Source organism: Pedobacter gandavensis (assembly GCF_014172405.1).
Classification (GTDB): Bacteria; Bacteroidota; Bacteroidia; order Sphingobacteriales; family Sphingobacteriaceae; genus Pedobacter; species Pedobacter gandavensis.
The window spans coordinates 1,823,477-1,849,737 of the sequence record NZ_WNXC01000001.1; the positions used below are offsets into that span (position 1 = coordinate 1,823,477).

26 protein-coding genes are annotated in these 26,261 nt (G+C 40.2%); 12 read left to right on the forward strand and 14 right to left on the reverse strand.

Features of this window, described 5'->3' with window-relative positions:
• Window positions 1–4: 4 nt before the first annotated feature.
• A complete protein-coding gene (locus GM920_RS07420) occupies window positions 5–877 on the forward strand; it encodes an aldose 1-epimerase family protein (RefSeq protein ID WP_235964463.1) in 873 nt (290 codons plus the stop codon).
• Between the two features lie 10 nt (window positions 878–887).
• On the opposite strand, the gene GM920_RS07425 is transcribed toward GM920_RS07420, so the two are convergent.
• The 4 genes from GM920_RS07425 to GM920_RS07440 all read right to left on the reverse strand — a co-directional run bounded on the left by GM920_RS07425 (window position 888) and on the right by GM920_RS07440 (window position 6,479).
• The gene (locus GM920_RS07425) at window positions 888–2,084 is read right to left on the reverse strand and encodes a GAF domain-containing sensor histidine kinase (protein WP_182955021.1); all 1,197 of its coding nucleotides are present in this window, start codon (window positions 2,082–2,084) and stop codon (window positions 888–890) included.
• A 174-nt stretch (window positions 2,085–2,258) separates the two neighbouring features.
• Window positions 2,259–3,182, reverse strand: a complete 924-nt coding sequence (locus GM920_RS07430) for an NAD(P)/FAD-dependent oxidoreductase (protein ID WP_182955023.1) — start codon at window positions 3,180–3,182, stop codon at window positions 2,259–2,261.
• Window positions 3,183–3,347: 165 nt separating this feature from the next.
• The gene (locus tag GM920_RS07435; RefSeq protein WP_235964464.1) at window positions 3,348–4,139 is read right to left on the reverse strand and encodes a DUF4249 domain-containing protein; all 792 of its coding nucleotides are present in this window, start codon (window positions 4,137–4,139) and stop codon (window positions 3,348–3,350) included.
• A 12-nt stretch (window positions 4,140–4,151) separates the two neighbouring features.
• Window positions 4,152–6,479: a TonB-dependent receptor gene (locus GM920_RS07440; protein WP_182955024.1), complete on the reverse strand. Its 2,328-nt coding sequence runs from the start codon at window positions 6,477–6,479 to the stop codon at window positions 4,152–4,154.
• A 134-nt stretch (window positions 6,480–6,613) separates the two neighbouring features.
• On the opposite strand from GM920_RS07440, the gene GM920_RS07445 reads away from it, so the two are divergent.
• Genes GM920_RS07445 through pdeM form a run of 4 tightly spaced genes read left to right on the forward strand, consistent with a single transcriptional unit; the run spans window position 6,614 to window position 12,384 of the window.
• The gene (locus GM920_RS07445; protein ID WP_182955026.1) at window positions 6,614–7,615 is read left to right on the forward strand and encodes a ligase-associated DNA damage response exonuclease; all 1,002 of its coding nucleotides are present in this window, start codon (window positions 6,614–6,616) and stop codon (window positions 7,613–7,615) included.
• Entirely contained in the window at window positions 7,612–9,204 is a 1,593-nt protein-coding gene (locus GM920_RS07450) for an ATP-dependent DNA ligase (protein WP_182955027.1), read from the forward strand. Before GM920_RS07445 ends, GM920_RS07450 begins: the two co-directional genes overlap by 4 nt.
• A gap of 7 nt (window positions 9,205–9,211) precedes the next feature.
• On the forward strand, window positions 9,212–11,752 hold the full coding sequence (locus GM920_RS07455; RefSeq protein WP_182955029.1) for a ligase-associated DNA damage response DEXH box helicase: 2,541 nt from the start codon (window positions 9,212–9,214) through the stop codon (window positions 11,750–11,752).
• Window positions 11,749–12,384 carry a ligase-associated DNA damage response endonuclease PdeM gene (gene pdeM / locus GM920_RS07460; protein WP_182955031.1) on the forward strand — a complete coding sequence of 212 codons (636 nt, stop codon included), beginning with the start codon at window positions 11,749–11,751 and terminating at the stop codon, window positions 12,382–12,384. Before GM920_RS07455 ends, pdeM begins: the two co-directional genes overlap by 4 nt.
• Window positions 12,385–12,397: 13 nt before the next feature.
• On the opposite strand, the gene bioA is transcribed toward pdeM, so the two are convergent.
• The 3 genes from bioA to GM920_RS07475 are packed head-to-tail and all read right to left on the reverse strand — an operon-like array spanning window position 12,398 to window position 15,020.
• Window positions 12,398–13,666, reverse strand: a complete 1,269-nt coding sequence (gene bioA, locus GM920_RS07465; protein WP_182955033.1) for an adenosylmethionine--8-amino-7-oxononanoate transaminase — start codon at window positions 13,664–13,666, stop codon at window positions 12,398–12,400.
• 2 nt (window positions 13,667–13,668) lie between these two features.
• Complete coding sequence (locus GM920_RS07470; RefSeq protein WP_182955034.1) at window positions 13,669–14,100, reverse strand: NUDIX domain-containing protein; 432 nt, start codon at window positions 14,098–14,100, stop codon at window positions 13,669–13,671.
• Entirely contained in the window at window positions 14,097–15,020 is a 924-nt protein-coding gene (locus GM920_RS07475) for a cation diffusion facilitator family transporter (RefSeq protein ID WP_394367954.1), read from the reverse strand. Before GM920_RS07475 ends, GM920_RS07470 begins: the two co-directional genes overlap by 4 nt.
• A 189-nt stretch (window positions 15,021–15,209) precedes the next feature.
• Here GM920_RS07475 and GM920_RS07480 point away from each other — a divergent pair, with 189 nt between their 5' ends.
• Entirely contained in the window at window positions 15,210–16,403 is a 1,194-nt protein-coding gene (locus tag GM920_RS07480) for a pyridoxal phosphate-dependent aminotransferase (RefSeq protein ID WP_182955038.1), read from the forward strand.
• A gap of 270 nt (window positions 16,404–16,673) precedes the next feature.
• On the opposite strand, the gene GM920_RS07485 is transcribed toward GM920_RS07480, so the two are convergent.
• Window positions 16,674–17,915 carry an ABC transporter permease gene (locus GM920_RS07485; RefSeq protein ID WP_182955040.1) on the reverse strand — a complete coding sequence of 414 codons (1,242 nt, stop codon included), beginning with the start codon at window positions 17,913–17,915 and terminating at the stop codon, window positions 16,674–16,676.
• Window positions 17,916–18,111: 196 nt separating this feature from the next.
• Between GM920_RS07485 and queA the strand changes: the two genes are divergently transcribed.
• Both queA and GM920_RS07495 read left to right on the forward strand, forming a co-directional pair.
• On the forward strand, window positions 18,112–19,161 hold the full coding sequence (gene queA / locus GM920_RS07490; protein WP_062547622.1) for a tRNA preQ1(34) S-adenosylmethionine ribosyltransferase-isomerase QueA: 1,050 nt from the start codon (window positions 18,112–18,114) through the stop codon (window positions 19,159–19,161).
• A gap of 117 nt (window positions 19,162–19,278) precedes the next feature.
• Complete coding sequence (locus GM920_RS07495; RefSeq protein WP_182955042.1) at window positions 19,279–19,980, forward strand: 2-C-methyl-D-erythritol 4-phosphate cytidylyltransferase; 702 nt, start codon at window positions 19,279–19,281, stop codon at window positions 19,978–19,980.
• A gap of 12 nt (window positions 19,981–19,992) precedes the next feature.
• Here GM920_RS07495 and GM920_RS07500 read toward each other — a convergent pair whose 3' ends face one another.
• From GM920_RS07500 to GM920_RS07525, 6 genes are all read right to left on the reverse strand, one after another.
• The gene (locus GM920_RS07500; RefSeq protein WP_182955044.1) at window positions 19,993–20,154 is read right to left on the reverse strand and encodes a lmo0937 family membrane protein; all 162 of its coding nucleotides are present in this window, start codon (window positions 20,152–20,154) and stop codon (window positions 19,993–19,995) included.
• Between the two features lie 155 nt (window positions 20,155–20,309).
• On the reverse strand, window positions 20,310–20,531 hold the full coding sequence (locus GM920_RS07505) for a DUF2795 domain-containing protein (protein WP_008240955.1): 222 nt from the start codon (window positions 20,529–20,531) through the stop codon (window positions 20,310–20,312).
• Window positions 20,532–20,617: 86 nt separating this feature from the next.
• Window positions 20,618–21,166 (reverse strand): cob(I)yrinic acid a,c-diamide adenosyltransferase, encoded by a 549-nt coding sequence (locus tag GM920_RS07510; RefSeq protein ID WP_182955047.1) that lies wholly within the window; start codon window positions 21,164–21,166, stop codon window positions 20,618–20,620.
• 9 nt (window positions 21,167–21,175) lie between these two features.
• On the reverse strand, window positions 21,176–21,934 hold the full coding sequence (locus tag GM920_RS07515; protein WP_182955049.1) for an ABC transporter ATP-binding protein: 759 nt from the start codon (window positions 21,932–21,934) through the stop codon (window positions 21,176–21,178).
• 64 nt (window positions 21,935–21,998) lie between these two features.
• On the reverse strand, window positions 21,999–22,289 hold the full coding sequence (gatC, locus tag GM920_RS07520) for an Asp-tRNA(Asn)/Glu-tRNA(Gln) amidotransferase subunit GatC (protein ID WP_182955051.1): 291 nt from the start codon (window positions 22,287–22,289) through the stop codon (window positions 21,999–22,001).
• Window positions 22,276–23,019 carry a lysophospholipid acyltransferase family protein gene (locus tag GM920_RS07525; protein WP_182955053.1) on the reverse strand — a complete coding sequence of 248 codons (744 nt, stop codon included), beginning with the start codon at window positions 23,017–23,019 and terminating at the stop codon, window positions 22,276–22,278. Before GM920_RS07525 ends, gatC begins: the two co-directional genes overlap by 14 nt.
• A 140-nt stretch (window positions 23,020–23,159) precedes the next feature.
• Here GM920_RS07525 and trpS point away from each other — a divergent pair, with 140 nt between their 5' ends.
• The 4 genes from trpS to GM920_RS07545 are packed head-to-tail and all read left to right on the forward strand — an operon-like array spanning window position 23,160 to window position 26,116.
• Complete coding sequence (gene trpS / locus GM920_RS07530) at window positions 23,160–24,158, forward strand: tryptophan--tRNA ligase (protein WP_182955055.1); 999 nt, start codon at window positions 23,160–23,162, stop codon at window positions 24,156–24,158.
• A 49-nt stretch (window positions 24,159–24,207) separates the two neighbouring features.
• Complete coding sequence (locus tag GM920_RS07535) at window positions 24,208–24,822, forward strand: deoxynucleoside kinase (protein WP_182955057.1); 615 nt, start codon at window positions 24,208–24,210, stop codon at window positions 24,820–24,822.
• A gap of 1 nt (window position 24,823) precedes the next feature.
• On the forward strand, window positions 24,824–25,555 hold the full coding sequence (gene kdsB / locus GM920_RS07540; RefSeq protein WP_182955058.1) for a 3-deoxy-manno-octulosonate cytidylyltransferase: 732 nt from the start codon (window positions 24,824–24,826) through the stop codon (window positions 25,553–25,555).
• A 12-nt stretch (window positions 25,556–25,567) separates the two neighbouring features.
• Window positions 25,568–26,116, forward strand: coding sequence for a hypothetical protein (locus GM920_RS07545; RefSeq protein WP_182955061.1), 549 nt, complete (start codon window positions 25,568–25,570; stop codon window positions 26,114–26,116).
• Window positions 26,117–26,261: the final 145 nt, after the last annotated feature.

The following is a 26,261-nucleotide window of genomic DNA, read 5'->3' on the forward strand; positions in this document are numbered from 1 at the left end:
ATCTATGATGATTTCTCTCGAAAATGCACAAATTTCAGCTTCCTTTTCTACTAAAGGTGCGGAATTACAAGGGTTAGAAAACAAGCATACTTCCTTATCCTATCTGTGGAATGGGGATGCGCAATTCTGGGGGAAGCATAGTCCAGTTTTATTTCCTATTGTTGGAGGGCTAAAGGAGGACACCTACAACTTTGAGGGTCAGCAATATCAACTGCCGCGCCATGGCTTTGCGAGAGATAGAGAATTTGAAGCCCATAAAATTGGGGACGAAGAATTGTTGTTTTTATTGAAAGAAGATGAAGAAAGTTTAAAAGTTTATCCTTTTAAGTTCCAGCTAGGCCTGCATTACAGACTTAGCGGAAATACCCTCAGTTGCAGCTATGAAGTTTTAAATACCGGCAACAAAACCTTGTGGTTTTCAGTTGGTGGTCACCCCGCATTTAGTCTGCCGCTTAAATCAAGCTTAAATTACAACGATTATTACCTGAAATTTAATAGGGACTCCCAATTAAACGTGCATCAGGTAAACAATAACCTGATTGATGATAAGACAGAAATTCTTCATTTAACGTCTGCAGGAAAGCTTCCGTTAAATCACGAGCTATTTTATGGGGATGCACTGGTCATGAAAGACTTAAAAAGCAACAAAATCAGTTTAAAATGCGATAAAGATAGCCATGGCTTAGACTTTCATTTCGAAGGTTTTCCATATTTTGGAATATGGGCGGCTAAAGATGCTGACTTTGTCTGTCTGGAGCCATGGTGTGGCATCGCTGATGGTATTCATCACAATCAGCAACTCATCGATAAAGAAGGAATTGTTAGTTTAGCTCCTGGAAAAGAGTGGTCTAGAAATTGGGAAGTTACTTGCTTTTAAGGTTTATTTTTTAGCCATTCCTTCCCGGTAATTCAACGATAAATTTACAGCCTTTATCCTTTCCTTCGCTTTCTGCACGAATGGTTCCATCATGCGCTTCTACCAATACCTTCACAATGGACAGTCCAAGGCCGGTGGAGTTTTCCCCTGCAGTTGGCTGCGCACTTAAACGGGTAAAACGCTGGTATAGTTTACCTTTATCTTCCTGAGTGAGGCCCAGTCCCTGGTCTTCTACTTCAATCAGCACCATTCCTGCGAGCTCTTTTACACGAATAAAGATGTGTTTTCCTGGCGCCGAATATTTAATAGCGTTATTGATCAGATTGTCAATAATTTCTGTCAACTTCCCTTCATCCGCATTTACATACAGGTCTTTTTCATAACTGAAATGTATCATTTGGCCTTTTCTTTCCGCCAGTGGCTGATTCATGGAGACCACATTACTCACCAGGAAAGAAACATTGACTTTAATTAAAAGCAAGTGTATTTTTCCGGATTCCATACTTCCTACCTGCAATAATTCATCAATGATACGCACCATATTCAGACTGGCAATTTTTATCTGATCACAAAGGGTATCCACCATTTCTGGATTATCCTTCTTCATTTTAATCAAATCTGCACGTACGGGAATGGTTGTTAAGGGATTTTTAAGGTCATGGGCTGTCGTATTCAGGATCTGATTGTGCTGAGCAATACTGGTTCTGGAAGCCAATCTCAATTCGATTTGATCCATCACAATGTCTCTTAAATCTCTAAGGATCTGCTCCTCTTCTTCATTTAGCGTCCTTGGGGATTTATCGATCACACAAAAAGTACCTAAATTAAAGCCGTCTCTGGTACGCAAAGGTACAGCCGCATAAAACCGCAAGCCAAAATTACCTGCGACCAATGGGTTTGCCAAAGTTCTTGGGTCTAAGATTGCGTCTTCCACAAGATACAGATCATCAGAAAAAATCACGGAAGCACAAAGTCCTTCATCTCTGTCGATTTGCTGTGCTTCAATTCCATATTTCGATTTAAACCAGATGCGATCGGTATCTACCAGACTGACAATAGCGATAGGCACCTTCAGGAGCGTTGCTGCCAACTTAGTCAGCTTATCAAATGAGCCATCCGGTGGCGTATCCAGAATACTGTACCTTTTTAAGGCTTTTATCCTTTCTTCTTCTGATGTTGCAGTATCCAGATCTATATGAGTCGCCATTGAGATATACATTAAGAAACATAAAGTTAGTAATGTTTCTAGCGGAAAACAAATTACTACGATTTATATAGCAACAATATGACTTAAGATAAAGATTTACGCTTAGAAATAGCGAATCAAAAAAAACAGCTGTTTTACCTATATATTTTTCATCTTGAAGAAAAAAAGCTGGATCTACCAGCTTTCAAGAATCAATGCGGAATTAATAGCCACCCCTGATAATGAGCCTGATGCCACTGCCAAAGAAACCGATCTCGCCATAGTTGTATTGTCGCCAGCGGCATAAATGCCTGGGATACTACTTTGTTTTTTATCATCAACAACCAAGTAACCCTGTTCATTTAGCGCACAACCCAGACTTTCTGGAATGTCCGAGTGTTGTACAAAACCTACCCTGCTATACATCGCTTTAAAAAAATACTGTTGTCCATCTTCGAGTAACAGGCTTTTCAGCTGTCCATTTTCATGTTGAATTTCCAATATAGGCGTCTCCAAAATCGAAATACCATGAGTTTGGAGTTGTTGTTGCTGCTCCATGTTCAATTGAACTGGTCCATTCGTAAATAACACCATATCTTTTGTCCATTGATTCAGAACCTGAGCCAAATGAAAAGCGGTATCTCCATTGGCAAGTATCGCTGTTTTTTGCTGACGAACTTCATAACCATGACAATATGGGCAGTGAATCACAGAGATGCCCCAGCACTCAGCAAAGCCTTTTATTGCTGGCATCAAATCTTTAACACCTGTGGCAAATAATAGCTTTTTTGCGCTAAAAGACAAACCTGATACCGTTTTTACTTCAAAAAGACCGTTGATTTGTTTTGCAGAAACCGCCAGGTCATTTAAGTGACTAACCGTTGGATACTTTAATACCTCTGCTAAAGCAATTTTCGCAATCGCCTCAGGCCGCTGTCCATCCTGCGTAAGAAAATTATGAGAATATGGTGTTTGCGCATTACAGGGTTTCCCACTATCTATCAGCAGGACTTTTCTTCCTGCTCTTGCTAAGGTCATTGCGGCAGAAAGACCGGCATAACTGCCGCCAATAATAATAACTTCTTGTGCAATATCAATTTGTGTCAATTCCTTTTCCATCTTTATTCTATTTAAGCTGAACTGGAAATATGAAAAAATCGGTTCCTTAAATAAAAAAGAATGACCGCTTCTGCCCTGGTTCCAGATTAGAACCAAAGTTATAAAGTCGGCCTACTAATGCAACATTATTGCAATAATAAAACACAAAGATGACACAATGTTGCTTTACTTAATCAGCGCCGTTCTGATGCTGGAAGTATGGGCAGAAAACACGCCCAATGCTCCATTACTGAAGTTAGAAGGGGGATTTGCAGGAGCTACGGGTGGTCCTCCTGATCCAGAATTCTGGCCTAGACTATAAAAATAACGGTATACATTCCTATCTATACATTGGATTTCAACCTGAATACTATCGCCCTTGATCAGGTCATTCAGTTCATAAAAGATCACATTGGTGACTTTATTTCCATCATCAAAACGATCTTCGGAAACCACATCTTTCTCTACCACACCCTTAAATTTCAAGATATATCGGTACTGATTCGCTACTCCTGCAGGATCTCTAAAGTTCACTGCGACATAGTTCTTAGTCTCTCCAAAAAAGTCATAACTTTTAAACGTTAGTGAGTCCATAGGTACCCTGGCAGGCATAACCGAGCTTGCTTTGTAGGTTTGTCCTTCTACCGTAACTGAAAGCTCGTATTTGGAACCAGACTTACCTTTGAACTTTACACTCTGATAAATCCCCGGAGAGACCTCAGAAAAAACGATAGAACTAAGCCCATCTACAGAAAGCAGTACTTTTGCCGCAGATACCCCATGAAATTTATTAGGCTCCGTGAAGCTGTAGGTTTTTGAAATTTTAACCTGCTGAACCTCATTTTGGTCGCTAACGCCACCATCAATCACCAACACAGGAGCTGCATCATCCAACTTTAGCTCAATTACTTTCTCACAAGCCGTAAAAAGAAAGATCATAATCAATCCCAATCCTTTATATATATTCATTTTCTTCATGCCTCTTATTGGTTAAAATTTGAAATTCCAGGTTACAGAAGGAATAATTCCAAACAAAGTGGTTCTGACCACCTCTGTCCTTGTCGGATCATCAGGATTGTCTTTGAAATCGATTGAAAATGCATTTTGTCTGTTGTATACGTTATAAATTCCAAAAGACCAGCTGGATTGCATTTTTTTGCCCGGTTTTCCTTCCAGGGTAGCTGCCACATCTAATCGATGGTAAGCAGGTGTACGGTAACCATTCTTCTCTTTGTAATAAAAAGCGGTTGTCCCATTGATCTGATATTTACCGCTCGGATACGTCACCGCGTTACCTGTATTGTAAACAAAAACAGAAGAGAAAGTCCAGCGTGGACTCGCTTTATAAATCCCGACTAAAGATAGGTCGTGGGTTCTGTCTTGTTTCGCATAAAACCATTTCCCTTCATTCAAAGTATCAAACTGGCGCTCCGTTCTAGAGAAAGTATAGCCAATCCATCCATTAAATTTGCCAAATCTTTTCTTCAGAAACAGCTCTATTCCATAGGCACGTCCATCACCATATAATAAATCTGCCTCCACATTTCCATTCCCCCTCAAATCGGTACCACTTCGGTATTCAATTTGATTTTGCATCCATTTGTAGTAGATTTCCGCAGAGAACTCATATTTATCATCATTAAAATTCTTGAAATAACCGGTCGCCACCTGATCAGCGATTTCCGGTTTCACATTATTACTGTTCATGATGTACAAATCCGTTGGGGAGGTAGAAGTTGAATTAGACATCAGGTGAATGTTCTGAACATTTCTGGTATAAGCTCCTTTTATGGAAGCGGAAGGATTTAATTGGTAGCTGGCTGACAATCTCGGTTCCAGATTCAAGTACGTTTTAACAACTGAACCTGGCCCGTAATATTGACTAGAAATCGTATTTCCTTCTGCATCGTAGCTCTTGAAATTACCAGGTCCTAATAAAGAAAAGCTACTCAACCTCAAACCATAAACCACATTAAACCGGTCATTTACAGCCCATTCATCCGACACATACATGGCAGATTCCAAACCTTTCCGATCCTCATAAGTGGTTGGATTAACACTAGAATTTTCATCGGCACTTAGTTTTCCTGGTGCGATGGTATGGTGAATCACATTGAGACCAAACTTCAAGCTATGGTCATTACTTAAGCGGTAATCAAAATCCTGTTTCAGATTAAAATCTTTGATAGAAGAATTCACTTTAAAGTTATTATCCTCCATCATATTCTGGATTACATAGTTATAATTGCTATAAATCAGGGAAGTATTGGAAAACAGTTTATTGCTATACAAATGATTCCAGCGCAGGGTTACCGTCGCATTTCCCCAATTAAAGCCAAATGTTTCGGCAAGGCCGAGTTTATCTCTACCAAAATAACCAGAGAGATATATCGTGTTTTTATCATCCAACTGATAATTTGCCTTGGCGTTTAAATCATAAAAGTACAAGGTATTGCTGTTGATTGAGCTATCCGAGGATAGTTTAAAGAAAAGGTCCATATAGGTTCTTCTAGCACTCAGCATAAAGGAGCCTTTGTCTTTAACAATAGGGCCCTCTACTTTGAGTCTGGAAGAGATCAGGCCAACACCACCCTCAGCTGTAAACTCCTTACGGTTCCCATCATTCATTTTTATATCGAGTACCGAGGCCAATCGACCGCCATATTGTGCTGGCATCCCTCCTTTGTATACGCTAACATCCTTAATGGCATCGGAATTAAAAGTGGAGAAAAAGCCTAGTAAATGGGAAGCATTATAGACAGGAGCTTCATCAAGGAGGATCAAATTCTGATCTGTTGCTCCTCCACGTACATAAAAGCCACTATTTCCCTCTCCTGCTGATTTAATTCCCGGCAGTAACTGCAAAGTTTTCAAGACGTCACGTTCCCCAAGCAATACCGGAACATCATTAATTTCGCGAACACTCAGCTTTTGCAGGCCCATTTGCGGGCTGCTCACGTTTTCGTTCTTTTGAGTCGCCGAAATGACTACTTCATTCAGTTGATTGTCCTCCTCCAATGCAACATTGAGGCGCAAATCTTTGGAGATTTCTACTTGTTTAAACGTGGTTTTATAGCCAATAAAACTAACGGACACTTCATATTTCCCTTCAGCAATGATCACCGAGTAAAAGCCATAAGCGTTGGTTAGGCTACCGGCAGTGCTACTACCAACTAATCGAACGCTGGCTCCAATCAGGGTTTCCCCGGTTTTAGCGTCAGTGACATTGCCACTAAGTGTTCTTTTGGTTTGGGCACTGGAATACTGAAATAATATACACAGTAAGGATATCAGTACAAATCGAATGGTATTAGGCATAAAAAAATCAGGTATATTCTTCAGTAATAAAGCCTTCAAATTGGGCATGGATGGATAAATATACTGAATGATACCTATTATCCACAGAAATATTGATAGCAAACTTTATCTTCTGTGCAATTGTTCTGATATAGATGGCTCTAATCAAATTTACAAGTAAGGGTATATACTGCCCAAAAGGTGACTTTTACATTGACCCCTGGAAACCTGTTCATCTGGCTGTAACTACCCATGGTCATGCAGATCATGTGAAAACAGGCAATCAAGCTTATTTATGTCATGAGTTAACCAAACCAATTCTCCTTCAGCGACTGGGTCTCGATTTAAAAATCCAAACCCTTGCCTATGGAGAGCAGCTACAAATCAATGGTGTCAATGTCAGTTTATTTCCAGCTGGTCATGTGATCGGCTCTGCCCAGGTAAGGTTAGCGTATAAAGGAGAAATCTATGTCGTTTCTGGAGATTACAAAGTAGTTTATGATGGCATCAGCACTGCTTTTGAGCCTGTAAAATGCCATACATTTGTCTCGGAAAGCACTTTTGGTTTACCCATTTACAACTGGCTGCCACAACAGCAGGTTTTCGATCAGATCAGCAACTGGTTAAGCGAGAATTGGCTACAGAAAAAGACAAGTATTTTAACCGCCTACAGCTTAGGAAAAGCACAAAGGCTCATTAAAGGACTAAGCGGGACAGGTCGAAAATTATATGTTCATTCGGCGATAGCCAACTTAAATGAGGCTTTCATTAAGGCAGGCGTTGACCTTCCTGAAACCATTAGGATCAGTCCTGAAATCAGCAAATCTGAGTTGCAGGAAGGTATTGTAATCGTTCCGCCAGCAGTAGCAGAAGGACGTTGGATCAAAAGCTTAATGCATCCGGTAACCGGAGTTTGTTCTGGTTGGATGCAGGTTCGTGCAGCACGGAGATGGAGAGGTTCTGATGCTGGTTTTGCCCTGAGTGATCATGCAGACTGGCCAGGATTATTATCCGCTATTCAGGCAACTGAAGCAGAAAAAGTATATGTCACACATGGCTACACAGCTATTTTTGCCAAATACCTGAATGAAATTGGCATTGCTGCAGAAGAAGTGAAAACGCAATATGGAATAGAAGATGAGGAGGTTATCCATTGAAGCGCTTCACTGAACTCATTGCTCAACTGGAAAGCAGTAATAAAACCAATGATAAATTGGCAGCACTGGTAGCTTATTTCAATGAAGCCGAGGATCAGGACAAGCCTTATGTGATCGCCATGTTTACAGGTAAAAGGCCTAAACGTCCCGTTGGCACTGCCCTACTTAAAGAATGGGCTATAGAGAAGAGTGGCATAGCAGCTTGGCTTTTTACCGAAAGTTACCATCATGTAGGAGACCTTAGTGAAACGATTGCACTAATTTTACCACCTCCAAAACAAGTAAGCGACCTACAACTAAACGAATGGATCAAGGCCTTATCTGCATTGAATGGACAGGATGATGCTTCAAAAAAACACTTCATTACAAATTCATGGGACAGCCTGGAGATTCCTGAGCGCTTCGTCTTTAATAAACTAATTTCCGGCAATTTTAGAATTGGGATATCTGGAAAAATGCTTGTAAATGCTTTGGCCAGGCAAAGTAACATACCTGCGAATCAGATCATGCATAGCATCATGGGCAACTGGAATCCTGAAGAAATCACTTACAAGGAACTGCTTGCCGGTGCCCATGTGAACACCGATAATTCCTGGCCCTACCCCTTTTGTCTGGCTTACGCTTTAGATCAAGAGCCAGCATCTTTAGGCGCAATCCAAGACTGGCAGGCGGAATGGAAATGGGATGGCATCCGAGGACAAATTGTAAAGCGTGGTGGAGAACTATTCATCTGGTCTAGAGGAGAGGAATTGGTAACAGATCAATTTCCGGAGCTTCATTTCCTCAGGGAGATATTACCCGATGGAACAGTTTTGGATGGAGAAATCCTTGCCATCAAAGCAGGAAAAATATTGCCTTTCTCCCTTTTGCAGCAACGCCTAAACAGAAAAACCATTGCAAAAAGTCAACTTGAAAATGTCCCTGTGGGATTTTACTGTTATGACCTGCTGGAATATCATGGAAAAGACCAGCGCGAAGCAACACTTAACAATAGGAGGAAAAACTTAGTTCAGCTCATTGCTGGAATTCCAGAACAGGAAATGCTGCTGTTATCACCGGTAATTACTGCAAAAACCTGGGCAGAACTCGGCGCCTTAAGAGCGGATTCCAGAGCAATGAATAGCGAAGGATTAATGCTCAAAAAATTAGATTCACTGTACCATAGCGGCCGAAAAAGAGGCGATTGGTGGAAATGGAAAATCAATCCCTATACCGTTGACGCCGTTATGATTTACGCGCAAAAAGGAAGCGGTAGAAGAGCAGGATTTTTCACTGATTACACCTTTGCTGTAAGAGATGGTGATCAGCTGATTACCATCGCCAAGGCTTATTCCGGATTAACAGATGCGGAGATCAAAGAAGTTGATGCTTTTGTAAAGAAAAATGCGATAGAAAAGTTTGGTCCGGTACGAACCGTTAAACCGATTCTTGTATTTGAAATCGCATTTGAAGGTATTGCAGAGAGTAAAAGACATAAAGCTGGACTCGCACTACGGTTCCCCAGGATTTCCAGATGGCGCAAAGATAAAAAGGCGGAAGAGATCAATACGCTGACAGATTTAAGACAGTTGTTAAATTCTACATTATAAAAGAAATATGGGCCTAGAAAAGAGCAAGGGATACAAGCAGGTCATTAAATGGCTGAAATCGAGCAAAAGAAAGCCTTTCAAATTCCAAAGTGATGCCTGGCAATATTATGCGGAAGGATATAGCGGGTTGATCAATGCACCAACCGGATTTGGAAAAACGTTTTCTCTTTTCCTTGCCGTGCTGATTGAAGAACTAAATGAACAAGAAGAAAACAACTCAAAACTGCTTGCTAAAAAAGGGCAGGAAAAACCCCTCAAGCACCAGAAAGGCTTAAGATTAATCTGGATTACGCCTCTTCGCTCTTTAGCGAAGGATCTTGGCCGGGCTATGCGGGAAGTATGCACAGCATTAGAGCTGGATTGGCAAATATCTGTTAGAAATGGGGACACCAGTACTGCAGAAAAGCTAAAACAGAAAAAACAAATGCCGGAAGTGCTCATTATCACACCGGAAAGTATGCATTTGTTATTGGCACAGAAAAACAGTGCGACTCACTTTCATCAGTTACGCTGCATCGTTGCCGATGAGTGGCATGAACTTATTGGAAGTAAACGGGGCGTCATGGCGGAACTGGCGATCTCCAGAATCAAGGGCATCCTGAAGGCGAAACATCCGGAGCGATTGCTCCGAATATGGGGTATCTCTGCCACTATTGGTAACCTAGAACAGGCGATGGAAGTGTTGGTTCCCTACCCTGACCTGTTAAAAGTTATCGTTAAAGCGGACGTTCAAAAGAAAATTATGATCAAGTCGATCCTTCCTGACCATATCGATATGTTGCCATGGGCTGGTCATTTGGGTCATAAACTAGCGCACAAACTACTGCCTATCATCCATAAAAGCAAGACCAGCCTCATCTTCACCAATACTCGGGGACAGGCCGAATTATGGTATCAAAATTTGCTGGCCATGGATGAAAGTCTGGCGGGATTATTGGCCATCCACCATGGTTCTATTGATTTTGAGCTGCGCAACTGGATTGAAGATGCTTTACATTCAGGAGCCTTAAAAGCAGTCATCAGTACCTCCTCTCTTGATCTTGGGGTCGACTTTAAGCCCGTGGATACCGTCGTACAAATTGGCTCTCCTAAAGGTGTAGCCAGATTTTTGCAACGTGCAGGAAGAAGTGGACATTCCCCGAATGAAACTTCAAAAATATACTTCCTGCCAACTCATGCACTAGAATTAGTAGAAGCAGCGGCCATTAAAGAAGCGGCAATCACTCAGCAGATAGAAAGCCGGGAGCCAGTCGTGATGGCCTTTGACACGCTAGTTCAATATCTGGTTACGCTTGCCGTTGGTGATGGTTTTGACGACCATGAAATTTATGAAGAAGTAAAAGAAACACATGCTTTCCAGGAGCTACTGCCTTCTGAATGGAGCTGGATCATGCAGTTTATCACCACTGGTGGTGACAGCCTGACCGCCTACAATGAATTTAAGAAAGTTGTTAAATCTGATGGGTTATGGAAAGTGGAAAGCCGGCAAATCGCCATGCGTCACCGCTTGCACATTGGAACAATTGTGAGTGACGCCATGATCAAAGTAAAATACCTGAGTGGTGGCTACATTGGAATGGTCGAAGAATCCTTTCTTGCCAAGTTAAAACCTGGGAATAGTTTTACCCTTGCAGGGAGAATCCTGGAATTCGTCATGATCAAAGAAATGACGGCCTTAGTCCGGCGTAGCAAAGCGACAAAAGCAATGAGCCCGAGTTGGATGGGCGGCCGCATTTCGTTAAGCGCCAATCTGGGAAGTATCTTAAGAAAAAAATACAATGAAACCCTAAATAAAGACCATCAAGATGAAGAACTGGACATTGTTTTACCCCTTTTCGAAAGACAAGCGGCGGTATCTCATGTACCCAAAAGCAATGAATTTTTAATTGAATTGATTCATACTAAAGATGGTTATCATTTCTTTGCTTATCCCTTTGAAGGGCGCATGGTTCATGAGGCTATGGCGGCATTGATTGCCTACCGCCTGAGCAGACACACACCGATTAGCTTCTCTATTGCCATGAATGATTATGGATTTGAGCTGTTGGCTGAGCACCCAATTCCATTGGATGAAAATGAAATCAAGAGCTGGTTCAGTCCACAGCAACTTGGCGAAGACATCGTAAACAGCATCAATGCTACAGAGATGGCCCGAAGGAAATTCAGGGACATCGCTTGTATTTCCGGATTGGTTTTTCAGGGATTCCCGGGTAAATATACTGCTAACAAACATTTGCAATCTTCTGCCTCCCTATTTTTCAGTGTCTTTAGTGATTATGACCCACACAATCTATTACTACGCCAGGCATATGAAGAGGCCTTTTACCAGCAAATTGAAGAACCCAGATTATTATCCGCCTTACAACGCATCCAACAAAGCACCATCGTTTTGACGAAACCAGAGAGTTATACCCCACTCTGCTTCCCGATAAAGGTGGACAGTCTAAGAGAAAATATGAGTACCGAAGAACTGGGACAAAGGATTGAAAGAATGACCCTTGAAGCAGATAAAAAAAGTATATTCCATAAAATTAAAGCTAAAAAATGACCATTACCTGTAGCGGAGAGACCTTAATACTGAACATTGAAAGAGCGATTTTCTGGCCAAATCAGCAATTACTGATCATCAGCGACCTCCATATTGGCAAAGCTGCACATTTCCGTAAGCATGGCATACAGGTGCCTTCTACTCTTGGCGATCAGGATTTACAGCGACTCGCAGGCCTCATTGAACTTTACAAACCCAGCACCGTCTTGATCACTGGAGATCTTTTCCATGATCAGCTCAATAGCGATGTAGATCTGTTCTCCGCATGGAAATCCTCCTTTAGTGCGACTAGATTTCTACTGATTAAAGGCAATCACGACAAATTGATAGACAAGGATTACAAAGATTTAGGAATTGAAGTTTATGAAGAAGAAATGATATTTCCGCCTTTCCGGTTTATCCACGACCGGCCCGATGCTGCAAGCGAATACTATACGATTTCAGGACATATCCATCCGGGGCTTAGGATATATGGAAAAGCAAGACAAAGTTTAAACCTGCCTTGCTTTTACTTTGGGGCAAGCTATGCAGTACTACCTGCATTTAGTGCCTTTACGGGCTTAAGTATGATCAAACCACAACCTGGAGATCGTTTCTATGCCATCACACCCAACCGCATCATTGCAGTTTAAATTAAAAAGCGGTTTAAATATCGTTTAATGCTTGAGTAATCGTTTCATAGATATGATCCAAATCCTCATTGCTGATGATATACGGGGGCAAAATGTATATAATATTCCCAAGAGGTCTTAAAATAATCCCTCTGTCCAGGAAATAAAGATACAATTGATTTCTCAATCCGCTTAAATACGAAGTATCATTTCCTGTTTCCCATTCCATCACCAGAATCGTCCCCTTCTGACGCACATCTTTGAGTTTCGGATGGTCCTTTATCTGCGCTGCAAATATCTCATGCTTTGCTTTTATCCGCTGGATATTTGGCAAAGTTTCCGGACTCAGGAGAATATCCATACTGGCCAAAGAAGCGGCACAAGCCACTGGATTAGCCGTAAAAGAATGTCCGTGGTATAAAGTCTTCAGTTTATCTTCACTTAAAAACGCCTCAAATACTTTCTGATTACAAGTAGTTACACCTAATGGCATCGTACCACCGGTAAGTCCTTTGGAAAGACAGAAAATATCAGGAATATTGGTTAACGTTTCACAGGCAAAATAGGTTCCTGTACGACCAAAACCTGTCATTACTTCATCGGCAATGGTTAAAATCCCATGCTTCTGACAAGTTTCAATCAATTGATCCAGGTGTTCCGCTTCATACATCAGCATCCCTCCGGCACCAAGCACCATCGGTTCAAAGATGAAACAGGCCACCTCATTACTCAGGTAATTGATTTTAGATTTAATCTGTTCAATGTTAGCGGCAGTAGGGAGATCGATGAATTCTACGTCAAACAGCATGGAGCTGAAAGGTCCTGTAAAAATACTGCGCCCACTTACAGACATTGCACCAAAGGTATCCCCATGGTAAGCGTCTTTAAAAGCGATGATTTTAGTCCGCCCGGTACTTCCGGTATTCGACCAAAATTGCAGGCACATTTTCAGGGCAACTTCAACAGCTGTAGAGCCATTATCGGTATAGAATACTTTTTCCTGACCCGCAGGAAGGATTTCTAATAACCTTTCGGCCAATAGCACTGCTGGTTCATGGGTAAAACCAGCAAAAATCACATGCTCTAATACACTCAATTGCTCAGATACCTTTTTTGCAATATGTGGATGCGCATGTCCATGGATATTTACCCACCAGCTGGAAACGGCATCAATATACTGTTTCCCATCTTCATCGAAAAGATATACACCTTCTCCCCTAACAATTGGAATATGCGGTAAGGCGTTCTTCATCTGCGTGTAAGGATGCCAAATTACTTTCTGATCTCGTTCTGCTAAAGTCATGCTTAAATATTTTTTAGTAATTCGACTACTTTTTGGTCAGTTTTGAAAGTAACATCTGCAACATTGAGGTCTTTTAAATCTACCCATCTGAAAGCTTGCAAACTCTCACCGTCAAAATCAAAAGGTATGGTTTTAAAATCCAGCAGCAATGGCTGAATTTCTTTGACCATATAATAAATGCTTAAGATTTGGCTGTCATTGAAGGACGATTTCTCATAAAAGTCGGTGGTATAAATATGCTCGAGTACTTCAATTTCCGCATTGCACTCCTCCATAAACTCTCTTTTAAGTGCGTCTATCAGGCCTTCACCCAACTCCAGTCCACCACCAGGAAATTTACTAAAAATCTTCCCCCCCGACTGCTCATCACTGATCAAAATTTGATTGTCAGCATTGATAAGCAGGCCGTATACCCTTACGTTAAAATAACTCATTGATCGAAATGTTTTTGGTTTTTTGTTGCATTATCCACCGTCCATGGAATTTCTTTTTGGAATGCCTCTTGTCTCACCTCACAGTTTTTCATTTTGCAATAGTTGCAGCATGCCGGCAAACAAGGGTCGGCATGGATAAAAAGTTCTGTCGTATGCTCCGCATTCACATTGATCATTTGATCAATAGCCGATATTTCATGGTGAACCTGATTGAGGTCGTAATAATATGGTAAAGTAATGTGACAGTCGATGTGCAGATCTGCACCATACTGTTGTGCTCTTAAATTATGAACATCAATCCAGGATTCTTGTCTATTTTCTTGTAAAATGGAAACGATATCTTTCACTAATTCCATATTACTCTCATCCATTAATCCACCTACTGATCTTCTGGTGAGTTTGTATCCGTTGTAGATGATATAGAGTCCGAGCAAGATAGAAATAACACTATCCAGCCAAAATATCTGTGTAAGCTGTATCAGAATAATGCCAACCACCAAACCTGCACTGGTAATCGCGTCGGTCATCAGGTGTTTCCCATCTGCCTCCAAAGTAATAGAACGATGTTTTTTCCCAGTATTGATCAGGTAAAATCCCACCAACATATTAATGATTCCAGTAGCCCCAATAATGACAGCTCCTTCAAACAACTGCTTGATTTCCCTAGGGAAAACCAGGTCATAACCAGATTTAAAAACGATAATTAATCCTGCAATGGCAATCAGAATTCCTTCCACAAATGCAGAGAAAAATTCTACTTTTCCATGTCCATAAGGGTGGTTTTCATCTTTCGGTAATGTAGCGAGGTAAATACTATAAAAAGCAAAACCGCTAGCTAATACATTGACAATACTCTCCGCAGCATCCGTAAGAATGGCATTGGAATGCGTCATAAAATACGCACCAAATTTGGCCAGCATCAGCACGACACTAATACATAAAGAAACGAGTATTGCTTTTTTCTGAGGTACCAAGTGGCAGAGTTTAGCCGTCAAAAATACGTTTTAACCAGCAAACTACATTAAAAAGTATTTTTTTTAGTTTATAATTCCGTTAGGTTTATATATTTGCGTTCTCACAAAATTATATTTGCTTGCGCACAAAATATTATGACATTTTTATCCAACAGAATCAATAACCTTTCAGAGTCTCAGACCATTAAAATGGCAAAGTTAGGCAGAGAACTATCCTCAAAAGGGATCGATGTAATCAACCTTAGCTTCGGTGAACCAGATTTCTTTACTCCAGAGTTTGTAAAGGACGCAGCGAAGATCGCTGTGGACGAAAACTACTCTTATTACACTCCTGTATCAGGTTATCCTGAATTACGTAAGGCAATTGCTGATAAGTTATTGAGAGAAAATGGACTTAACTATAGTTTTGATCAAATCGTAGTATCTACTGGCGCAAAACAATCTTTGGCTAATGCTGTAATGTGCCTTGTAAACCCTGGAGAAGAGGTTATTGTACCTACTCCTTACTGGGTTTCTTACTCAGAAATGATCAAACTTGCAGAAGGCGAAACTGTATTTATCAACGCAACTGTAGAAAATAACTTCAAAATTACTGGTGCACAACTGGAAGCGGCAATCACGCCAAAAACCAAATTGTTCATGTTCTCTTCTCCATGTAACCCTACAGGATCTGTTTATTCGAAAGAAGAACTTGCTGATCTGGTTGCTGTATTCGAGAAACACCCAAACATTTATATCATCTCTGATGAAATTTATGAGCACATTAACTTTGTAGGCAAGCATGCTTCGATTGCTGAATTTGACTCGATCAAAGACAGAGTGATCTTAATCAATGGTTTCTCAAAGTCTTATGCCATGACTGGATGGCGCGTAGGTTACATGGCTGCCAACAAAGAAATTGCTAATGCTTGCGACAAAATGCAGGGACAAGTTACCTCAGGAACTTCTTCAATTGCACAACGTGCAGCTTTACATGCTTACCAAGGTGGTTTAGAATCTGTAAGCGCTATGGTTGATGAATTCAAAAGCCGTAGAGACATCGTTTACGCGCTATTAAAAGAAATTCCTAATATCAAAGTTAACCTTCCTGATGGTGCGTTTTACTTCTTCCCTGAAGTGAAAGCTTATTTCGGTACAAGCACTGGCGATTATAAAATCACTAACGCTGAAGACCTTTGTCTTTACCTGCTAAACGAAGCTCATGTTTCTACCGTAACAGGTGAGGCATTCGGTAACGAAGATTGTATCAGGATTTCTTATGCTGCTGCAGAAGATAAATTAAGAGATGCTGTATTGAGAATCAAAACAGCCTTAGCAAAGTTAAGCTAAGCACAACATATTTTATAAAAAAAGCCGGTTTCTGCATAGGAAACCGGCTTTTTTTTTTGCCTTACAAAGCCGTCTCTTATCTGGTCCCCATAAACCCCGCTGGTTTGTTATCCACTATGCTATTTACTGTAGCGAGTAAATATTTCGATTAACCTAGCTGCATTTTAGGAATGATCTCAGAGAAGGCCTAGAAAACTTTCCGCCCTTCAGCGGAAAAGGTTTCAGCCTTAGCGGAGTATCATCCTAAAAGACAGCAGACACAAGACCTAATTAGGAGCGAATTGCTTCAACAGGATCTAGACGTGATGCCGAATACGCTGGCCAGAACCCTGATATCACACCAATCACTACCGAAATCGTAAATCCGAGCACAATATTCTTCATAAACAAGGTCATTTCGAAACCACCTGCTGTCAATGCCAGTGTAAACAAATAGACCAGTAACAGTCCAAAAGCCCCACCTAACAAACAGAGTGCTACTGCTTCAAAGAGGAATTGCAATAAAATAAAATAATTCTTTGCGCCTAGCGACTTCTGAATTCCGATGATATTGGTACGTTCTTTCACAGAGACAAACATGATATTGGCAATACCAAATCCACCTACGAGGATCGAGAAACCACCGATTACCCAACCTGCAATGTCTACTACACCGAACATCTGATCTAACTGATTGGATGCAATCGTACTTTTATTCAGTGCAAAATCATCTTCTGCCCCTGGTTTTGTCCTTCTTATCCCTCTCAAAGCACCTCTGATTTCACTTTCCACCTCCTCCAGAGCGACATAATCTTTACCTCTCACCGTAATTGTAGGATCATATCTATCGCTTTCGACATCCATAATTCCTTTCGCAAAATTAAGTGGCATGAGGATATTTTTATCTTGGGACATCCCCATCATATCTTCCCCTTCCTTCTTAAATACGCCAACTACAGTTAACCTTCTTCCCATCACAGAGATCGACTTACCTATTGCTGGTTCACCATTAAAAAGTCCTTCGGCAATATCAGCACCAATAATCACGACTGGTGAGCCAGATTTCCCTTCACTTTCGGTAAAGTATCTACCCTCCTGAAAGTCCAGGTTCCATGTTTTATTAAAATCCTGCGAAGCGGCCCTGATGGCACCACCTTCTACGGAATTACTTCTGTATTTAATTGTTCTACCATTGGCAGAAATCTCATAAGAAACCCCTTCCACATATTCTAAACGATCTTTTAATCCTTCATAATCTCTCAAAGAAGGTTCTGGTCTGTTTACATATTTCCACCATGGATAATCACCAAATCCACCCCATGGCCATTTTTGCACGAACACCGTACTAGAGCCCAGTTTATCAATACTTGCTTGCAGTTTACCTCTCAAGGTATCTACAGCAGAGAAAACAAAGATGATGGTGAAGATACCAATGGTAATCCCCAATAAGGAAAGCATGGTACGCGTTTTATTTTGGCGTAGCGCATCTAGTGCAAATCGAAAACTTTCGCCTATTAGTCTGAGAATAATCATAATTAGGGTTTAGACCAAAAGTAGCCAAAAAGGTTACAGAGAAATACTATATAATATAAAAAATACATAGTATTAATAAAAAAACATCCTGTCCGCTAAAAGTTTTAACAATTCAAGGACAGACTATGAGTATTATATATGGAAAAGAAAATTATATTTTGTAAATTTGCGCCCTTAATTATCACATCGAAAAAATATGAAGTTATCTCAATTTAAGTTTAATCTACCTGAATCATTAGTTGCCAATAATCCTTCAGAGCATAGGGACGAAGCCCGTTTAATGGTTTTGCATAAAGATAGTGGCAAAATTGAACATAAAATATTCAAGGATGTTTTAAGTTATTTTGACGACCAGGATGTCATGATTTTAAACAACACCAAGGTTTTTCCTGCACGTTTATACGGCAACAAAGAAAAAACAGGTGCAACAATTGAAGTATTTTTGCTACGTGAACTGAACAAAGAGTTGCGTTTATGGGACGTTTTAGTAGACCCTGCTCGTAAAATTCGTGTTGGAAACAAGCTATACTTTGGTGATGACGATCTATTAGTTGCAGAAGTAGTAGATAATACCACTTCCCGCGGACGTACCATTCGTTTCTTATTTGACGGTACTGACGAAGAGTTCAGAAAAAACATTGAAATTCTAGGAGAAACTCCACTTCCAAAATATATCAAGCGTAAAGCTACTGCTCAGGATAAAGAGCGTTACCAAACGATCTTCGCTAAGCATGAAGGTGCAGTTGCGGCTCCTACAGCAGGATTACACTTCAGCAGAGAGTTGATGAAACGTTTGGAACTGAAAGGGATCAACTTTGCAGAAGTTACCTTACACGTAGGTTTAGGTACATTCAGATCTGTGGAGGTAGAAGATTTAACGAAACATAAAATGGATTCTGAGCAATTCATCATTGAGCAGAAAGATGCAGATATCGTGAACAAAGCGATTGAAGAGAAAAGAAGAATCTGTGCGGTAGGAACTACTTCTATGCGTGCAATTGAATCTGCAGTTTCTTCAGGAAGAATGCTAAAACCAGCAAATGACTGGACAAGTAAATTCATCTTCCCTCCTTATGATTTCAGTATTGCAAATTCAATGATTACCAATTTCCACACTCCTGAATCAACATTATTGATGATGGTAAGTGCCTTTGGTGGTTATGATTATGTAAGAAATGCTTATGAAGTAGCTTTAAAAGAAAAATATCGTTTCTACAGTTATGGAGATGCGATGTTGATCATCTAATTAAAAATATAACCAATAAAATAGGAGATTTTGGACCATACAGGTTTGGATCTCCTATTTTTGTTTTAGCTCAAACCCTATTTACCCACACACAGACATTTGTCTAAGACCACAACCATGAAGTATTACGCAATTATAGTCGCAGGAGGTTCCGGATCGAGAATGCAGAGTGATGTTGCCAAGCAGTTTTTGCTGCTGGATGGCAAACCAATCCTGATGCATACCCTCGAGGCCTTTGCAAACTCTGAATTACAGCCTGAATTGCTATTGGTTTTAAACATTCACCAGCACCAATACTGGGAGGAGCTTTGCAAGACCCATAGCTTCACCATAAAGCATTTGGTGATCAAGGGTGGAGCACAACGCTTTCACTCCGTTAAAAACGGCTTAAAGGCCATTAAAGGCAAAGGAATCGTGGCTATCCATGATGCTGTACGCCCATTGTTATCTGCCGACCTGATTTTACGTTCTTTTATTGCCGCTGAGGAGCATGGCAATGCTGTTGCTGGAGTTCAATCTACCGACTCCGTGAGGAGCATCAATCCAGAAGGTAAAACGGAAGCTTTAAATCGGGAAAACCTGCTGATGATCCAAACTCCTCAAACCTTTACGGTAGATATATTAAGAAAAGCTTATCAGCAACCATTCAGAAATGAATTCACTGATGATGCATCGGTGGTTGAGTATTCCGGCTATACGATTCATATGATCGCAGGAAATCGTGAAAACATAAAGATCACTTACCCTGAAGACCTGGAGATCGCTTCCATTTTAAAAAAAAAGGCCTCTGAAAATATCAAAGGCCTTGAACTATATTAAAAAATAAGCTGATTAAGCTGCTCTATTAATTATTTTCAGAATGATAGCAATTACGGCAATCACTAAAAGAACATGAATTAAGTTACCGACATTTGGTCCAAATCCTTGAAAGAAGAACCCTATCACCCATAATATCACTAGCACTACTGCCACTAAATAAAGTAAATTTCCCATAACGTTTAAATTTAAGATCTGTATTTTAGATGAACTGATAAAGGTTATTTTAATAACCCATGACATTACCTAAACAATCATCATTCCAAAAATTTCTGGCACAAAAAAAAGGCCCCGCATTTTACAGGACCTTTACTTCATAAAATCGTTAAAGATTAGTATTCGTCTTCGTTGAAGAAGAAGTCATCCTTAGTAGGATAATCTGGCCAAATCTCTTCAATGGTTTCATATGGTTCCCCATCGTCTTCCAAAGCTTGTAAATTCTCAATCACCTCTACTGGTGCGCCTGATCTTATCCCGTAATCAATTAATTCATCTTTTGTTGCAGGCCATGGAGCGTCTTCCAAATGCGATGCGAGTTCTAGTGTCCAATACATATTTCCTATCCTAATTAAGTTATTCTATTCGTTTCGCAAAAGTATATTAAAAAACCTGAGCAAAACAAACTTTTTTTCAACCATTTTTAGAGCCTTGGAATCCAAATGTTTTCCGGTGCTTTTGCGTCTAAGTTCAGTTTACGTGCCAAAACAAATAAATAATCGCTTAAACGGTTCAAATATATCGTCATTTTTTCGTCAACAAAGCTCTCAGAAGCCAAGTGTACCGTCAGCCTTTCCGCACGCCTACACACACAACGGGCTAAGTGGCAATAGGAAACTACTGTTGTACCTCCAGGTAATACGAAGTGTTTTAATGCTGGCAATACCTTGCTCATGCTATCCATCTCTTCCTCGAGTAAAGCGATATCAGTATCGTGTAGATCAGGGATTTTCATCCTAGATTTTTCTGGATCGGCAGCCAATGCTGCACCAACAGTGAACAATCTATCCTGGATTTCTTTCAGTACAATTTGATGGTGCGGATCAATATCCTGGCACATAATGAGTCCGATATAAGAGTTCAGCTCATCTACCGTTCCATAGCATTCGATGCGCAAATGGAATTTAGGCACGCGGGTTCCACCGATCAGGGAGGTCAAACCCTTGTCGCCGGTTTTGGTATATATCTTCATATTGGAAAATTAACCAATTTTTTCGAAGTCATCACCACTTTCCTCTAATTTAACCAGGCGCGGAGAAACTGTTTTGATGTCTGTATTCAAGTAATCATTTTCAATCAAACCGTCACGCATCCTCACAATACGATGCGCATGTTGCGCGATGTCTTCTTCATGCGTAACCAGAATAATGGTATTCCCTTTACTATGAATTTCTTCCAGCAGGCCCATAATCTCTACAGATGTTTTAGTATCCAGGTTACCTGTAGGCTCATCGGCAAGGATAATAGAAGGGTTATTGATCAAAGCTCTGGCCACGGCCACCCTTTGTCGCTGACCACCAGAAAGCTCATTCGGTTTGTGCGTCACACGATTTCCTAAACCTACATTTTCCAAGGCTTTCTGTGCTCTTGCATCACGTTCCTTCTTATTTGCACCTGCATAAATCAATGGCAAGGCCACATTATCCAGAGAAGTGGAGCGCGGTAATAGATTAAAAGTCTGAAATACGAAGCCGATTTCCTTATTACGAACTTCTGCAAGTTCATTTTCGGTCATATGGCTTACATTGATGCCATTCAGCACGTAAGTACCTTTACTTGGGGTGTCTAAACAACCTAAAATGTTCATCAATGTAGATTTCCCGGAACCTGAAGGTCCCATTAATGCCACAAACTCACCTTTTTGGATATCCAATGAAACTGATTTTAAAGCATGGATCACTTCTGATCCGATCACGTATTTACGGCCTATATCTTTGATGTTGATTAACGCTTTTTCCATTGGTAGCTAAATTATTCGGTTTTTGTTTTAGACGGCAAACTATCCCGGAATGTTACATCCGGCTTTATTTTTCTAGGATTTTAGGCACCATAAAGAAGTTTTCATTGTGTTTCGCTGCATTTTTTAATCCATCTGCTACAGAAATCTCCTGTTTCACCACATCTTCACGCCAAACATTTTCTTCTTCATTCATGTACACCAACGGCGCTACACCGCTAGTATCCAACTCATTGAGCTGTTCCATAAAGGTAAGGATCTTATTCATATCCCCCATTAGACTATCGACTTCTTTCTCTTCTATGGCGATTCTGGCCAGGTCAGCCACTTTATATATCGTTTCTTTATCTATGGTCATTCAAAAGGAGTTTACTATTTATTAAATCAAAGATGCGTTCTTTTAATTGATCTGCATCTGTTATCGTTAAATCAGCGGTAACCACCGGCTGGTGGATGTAAATATCACAAATTCCGGGCGTACTACCATATTTTGAACCGTCATCCCACATTTTTTTCCATACATCTGATAAGCTGACAGGAACAATGGCCAGATTCTTTTCAATGGCCAGGCGAAACGGACCATTCTTAAAAGACTGCAAAACAGGCGGATAATGATTGGCATCAATCCCCCCCTCCGGGAAAATAATGAGGCTCCAACCGGCTTCCAGTCGCTCTCCCGCCTTTTTGAAAGCACGAAATGCCGATATATTACTATCTCGGTTTACTGGGATATCAATCGTTTTAAAAAAGATTTTCAGCATTGGATTTTTCAACAATGCATCCTTCCCCATAAAATGAAATTTCCCCTGAGCAAGGATACAAAAGATCATGATATCCAGATTGGAAGTATGATTCGCACAATAAATATAAGTCTGATTCTTGTCTAGCGGCTGTTCAAAAGTGAACCTAAAAAAAATACCCGTAAGCCAGCTACTCAGGAAACTATTCGCTTTTCTAAGCCTATTTAGCGTCAAATAACCCTTTGGAGACATGGCAGAAACATAGTAAAACGGATAAAAAACTACCGAAAGCGATAAAATAATAAAGATAGAATAGAGGCGATGGCTATGCTTTAGGAGGCGGATCATTGATTCAAAGCTACTATTTTTTTAAAGAGAAGACTGTTAAAATGCTCATACCAATGTAAATTCCGCTCGAAAGCAATTTATAAAAGATAAAAATGAAATTATACGCCTCCCCAATACCTGTTTTTTCTTAATTTCGTTGCATGAAAGAAACGGTAGTTAGCGGGATACGTCCTACAGGAAAATTACACCTGGGAAATTATTTTGGTGCGGTTAAAAACTTTGTAAAGATGCAATATGATTACAATTGTTATTTTTTCATTGCCGACCTTCATTCTTTAACCACACATCCAACTCCTGGCGATCTTCATGGTTATGTAAAACATGTATTAGTAGAATATCTTGCTTGCGGAATCAACCCGGAAGAAACCACCATCTATGTTCAGTCTGACGTTCCTGAAGTTGCAGAGTTGTATTTATACTTGAATATGAACGCCTACCTGGGCGAATTGGAGCGCAGTGCTTCCTTCAAAGACAAAATCAGATCTCAGTCTGATAATGTGAATGCAGGTTTATTAACCTACCCTACCCTAATGGCTGCTGATATTTTAATCCATAAAGCCACTAAAGTTCCAGTAGGAAAAGACCAGGAACAACACCTTGAAATGACCCGTACCTTCGGAAATCGCTTCAACAGACTGTACAATACAGACCTTTTCCCTGAATCTTTTGCTTTCAACTATTCAGAGAACCTGGTTAAGGTTCCAGGATTAGATGGAAAAGGAAAAATGAGTAAATCTTCTGGCGAGGGAAGCTGTATTTATCTAGCTGACAGTCCAGAGGTGATCCGTAAAAAGGTTTCCCGTGCAGTAACAGATGGCGGACCAACAGCAGAGAATCAGCCAAAACCAGAAGCGATTCAAAATTTATTTGACCTTATGAAAATCGTTTCGCCAGCAGATACGATGGCTCATTTCGATGCTTTATATAACAAATGCGAGATTCGTTATGGCGATTTCAAGAAGCAATTAGCAGAAGACATGATCATATTTAATAGCCCGATCCGTGAAAAAATTGAAGAACTTTCTAAGGACACGTCTTATTTACGTCAGGTAGCAAAACATGGTGCATTAAAAGCTAGAGAAAGCGCACAAAAAACCATTAAAGAAGCAAGAGAACTGATTGGATTCAAATCCTTTTAGTCCTACAATTAGATCATATAGCTACAGTAGCTACCTAAATAATTAAAATATGCATATAGCTATAGTTGGAAATATTGGTGCCGGTAAAACCACCTTAACTGAATTACTTGCCAAACATTACGGATGGGAAGCATTATACGAAGAAGTGGAAGACAACCCTTATCTGGAAGATTTTTACAGCGATATGAAACGATGGAGCTTTAACTTACAGATTTACTTTTTAAACAGTCGTTTCCAGCAGATTGTGGACATTGAGAACAATAAACGCAATGTGATTCAAGATAGAACTATTTATGAGGATGCGCATATTTTTGCGGAGAATCTTCATGAAATGGGCTTAATGACAACCAGAGACCATAACAATTACCGTGATATATTTGAAAACATCACTTCATTTATTAAACCACCGGATTTATTGGTATACCTGCGTGCTTCGGTTCCAACGTTAGTAAATAACATCCAGCGTCGTGGCCGTGAATATGAGGCAAGTATCCGTATTGATTATTTATCGAAACTAAATGAAAAATATGAGGCCTGGATTAAAGATTACAATATGGGAAAATTACTGATCCTGGATAAGAACAAACTTGATTTCACGAATAACCCAGAAGATTTGGGCAGTATTATCCGATCTATTGATGCAGAAATAAACGGTTTATTTTAAGATGAAGGTACTTGGTGTAATTCCCGCCCGCTTTTCTTCTACGCGTTTCCCCGGAAAGCCATTAGTGGACATTCAGGGGAAAAGCATGATCCGTAGGGTTTATGAACAGGCATTAAAAGCCAAAGGACTGGATAAAGTGGTGGTGGCTACCGACGATGAACGTATTGCTGAAGAATTGAAAAGCTTTGGTGCGGAATACATCATGACTGGGACTGAGCACCAGAGTGGTACAGACCGCTGTGCAGAAGTTGCGCGACAACTTCCAGGCTTTGAAGTCCTGATTAACATTCAAGGTGATGAACCCTTTATAGACCCGGCACAAATAGACTTATTGGTTTCCTGCTTTACAGATCCAAAAGTTCAATTGGCCACCTTAATCAAGGAAATCCATACACAAGCGGAACTGTTTAACCATAACCTGCCGAAAGTGGTGCTGAATGCAAAAAAAGAAGCCGTTTATTTTAGTCGGCAGACCATTCCATACCTTCGAAATACAGAAAAAGAAAACTGGCTACAAGCACATTTGTTCTACAAGCATATTGGCATTTACGGATATACTGCGCCTGTATTACAGGAAATCACACAACTTCCTCCCTCTTCTCTAGAAATTGCAGAAAGTTTGGAGCAGTTGCGATGGGTAGAAAACGGTTATGCGATTCAAACCAGGGTAACTGATTTTGAAACGATTGCTATAGACACCCCTGAAGACCTTAAAAAGATATTGGGCGCTTAAAATTTTCCCCTTATGAAGAAACATTATACCTATCTGTTATTATTCCTCTGTGTTCTTGCCGCCTGCAAAGGCAATAAAACCACTGCTTCGGCGGAGGACTTAAAAAGCAATCTAAAGGGCCAGACGGTATTAAAAGCATTCAGTGACACCTTATTACTAGATACGTTTAAAGTAGTCTTAAAAGGAGAAAAACCGGCCAACATGACCATGAATTTTAGGATTACGGCACATGATGGTTCCATAATTTATCAAAAGGACTTTAAAGCAACTGATCTTTTGAAAAATTACGCTTCTACGTTGGATCTTAAAAAGGAAGCGCAACAACTAGAATTTATGCAGCAGGAATTGAAATTGTTTCTGGATGATGAGAACTTTTTGGAACCTGCAGTGACAGAAAATGAGAATCCTGACCAGCACACACCAGATAAAGACTTTTATAATGAGCTAAAACGTACTGGACTCAATGGTTTTAAATACCGATTATCCAATGAAACTGAAGTTTACATTGCCTGGTCGGCACAAAAAAAACAGGTTTTACCCTATTATAGCTGCTGTAAGTAAAATTTAATTTCAGCTATTATCCTTCCGGAAAAGGCTACAAAGCAAGATTATCAGATATTTTCATTCGCTTTATGAAAAAAGTTGAAAATTATATTGTGATTAAAGTATATTTTGCATTATATTTAAATAATCAAAGACCACATTA

Excerpts from the sequence above, each read along its gene's own strand:
- GM920_RS07535 (WP_182955057.1), top strand. The coding sequence starts at position 24,208 with ATGCATATAGCTATAGTTGGAAATATTGGTGCCGGTAAAACCACCTTA.
- GM920_RS07470 (WP_182955034.1), bottom strand. The coding sequence starts at position 14,100 with ATGAGTTATTTTAACGTAAGGGTATACGGCCTGCTTATCAATGCTGAC.
- GM920_RS07515 (WP_182955049.1), bottom strand. The coding sequence starts at position 21,934 with ATGGAAAAAGCGTTAATCAACATCAAAGATATAGGCCGTAAATACGTG.
- GM920_RS07420 (WP_235964463.1), top strand. The coding sequence starts at position 5 with ATGATGATTTCTCTCGAAAATGCACAAATTTCAGCTTCCTTTTCTACT.
- GM920_RS07545 (WP_182955061.1), top strand. The coding sequence starts at position 25,568 with ATGAAGAAACATTATACCTATCTGTTATTATTCCTCTGTGTTCTTGCC.
- GM920_RS07440 (WP_182955024.1), bottom strand. The coding sequence starts at position 6,479 with ATGCCTAATACCATTCGATTTGTACTGATATCCTTACTGTGTATATTA.
- bioA (WP_182955033.1), bottom strand. The coding sequence starts at position 13,666 with ATGACTTTAGCAGAACGAGATCAGAAAGTAATTTGGCATCCTTACACG.
- kdsB (WP_182955058.1), top strand. The coding sequence starts at position 24,824 with ATGAAGGTACTTGGTGTAATTCCCGCCCGCTTTTCTTCTACGCGTTTC.
- GM920_RS07525 (WP_182955053.1), bottom strand. The coding sequence starts at position 23,019 with ATGATCCGCCTCCTAAAGCATAGCCATCGCCTCTATTCTATCTTTATT.
- queA (WP_062547622.1), top strand. The coding sequence starts at position 18,112 with ATGAAGTTATCTCAATTTAAGTTTAATCTACCTGAATCATTAGTTGCC.
- GM920_RS07430 (WP_182955023.1), bottom strand. The coding sequence starts at position 3,182 with ATGGAAAAGGAATTGACACAAATTGATATTGCACAAGAAGTTATTATT.
- GM920_RS07435 (WP_235964464.1), bottom strand. The coding sequence starts at position 4,139 with ATGAAGAAAATGAATATATATAAAGGATTGGGATTGATTATGATCTTT.
- pdeM (WP_182955031.1), top strand. The coding sequence starts at position 11,749 with ATGACCATTACCTGTAGCGGAGAGACCTTAATACTGAACATTGAAAGA.
- GM920_RS07480 (WP_182955038.1), top strand. The coding sequence starts at position 15,210 with ATGACATTTTTATCCAACAGAATCAATAACCTTTCAGAGTCTCAGACC.
- GM920_RS07445 (WP_182955026.1), top strand. The coding sequence starts at position 6,614 with ATGGCTCTAATCAAATTTACAAGTAAGGGTATATACTGCCCAAAAGGT.
- GM920_RS07510 (WP_182955047.1), bottom strand. The coding sequence starts at position 21,166 with ATGAAGATATATACCAAAACCGGCGACAAGGGTTTGACCTCCCTGATC.
- gatC (WP_182955051.1), bottom strand. The coding sequence starts at position 22,289 with ATGACCATAGATAAAGAAACGATATATAAAGTGGCTGACCTGGCCAGA.
- trpS (WP_182955055.1), top strand. The coding sequence starts at position 23,160 with ATGAAAGAAACGGTAGTTAGCGGGATACGTCCTACAGGAAAATTACAC.
- GM920_RS07495 (WP_182955042.1), top strand. The coding sequence starts at position 19,279 with ATGAAGTATTACGCAATTATAGTCGCAGGAGGTTCCGGATCGAGAATG.
- GM920_RS07455 (WP_182955029.1), top strand. The coding sequence starts at position 9,212 with ATGGGCCTAGAAAAGAGCAAGGGATACAAGCAGGTCATTAAATGGCTG.
- GM920_RS07425 (WP_182955021.1), bottom strand. The coding sequence starts at position 2,084 with ATGGCGACTCATATAGATCTGGATACTGCAACATCAGAAGAAGAAAGG.
- GM920_RS07500 (WP_182955044.1), bottom strand. The coding sequence starts at position 20,154 with ATGGGAAATTTACTTTATTTAGTGGCAGTAGTGCTAGTGATATTATGG.
- GM920_RS07485 (WP_182955040.1), bottom strand. The coding sequence starts at position 17,915 with ATGATTATTCTCAGACTAATAGGCGAAAGTTTTCGATTTGCACTAGAT.
- GM920_RS07505 (WP_008240955.1), bottom strand. The coding sequence starts at position 20,531 with ATGTATTGGACACTAGAACTCGCATCGCATTTGGAAGACGCTCCATGG.
- GM920_RS07475 (WP_394367954.1), bottom strand. The coding sequence starts at position 15,020 with ATGCTGGCCAAATTTGGTGCGTATTTTATGACGCATTCCAATGCCATT.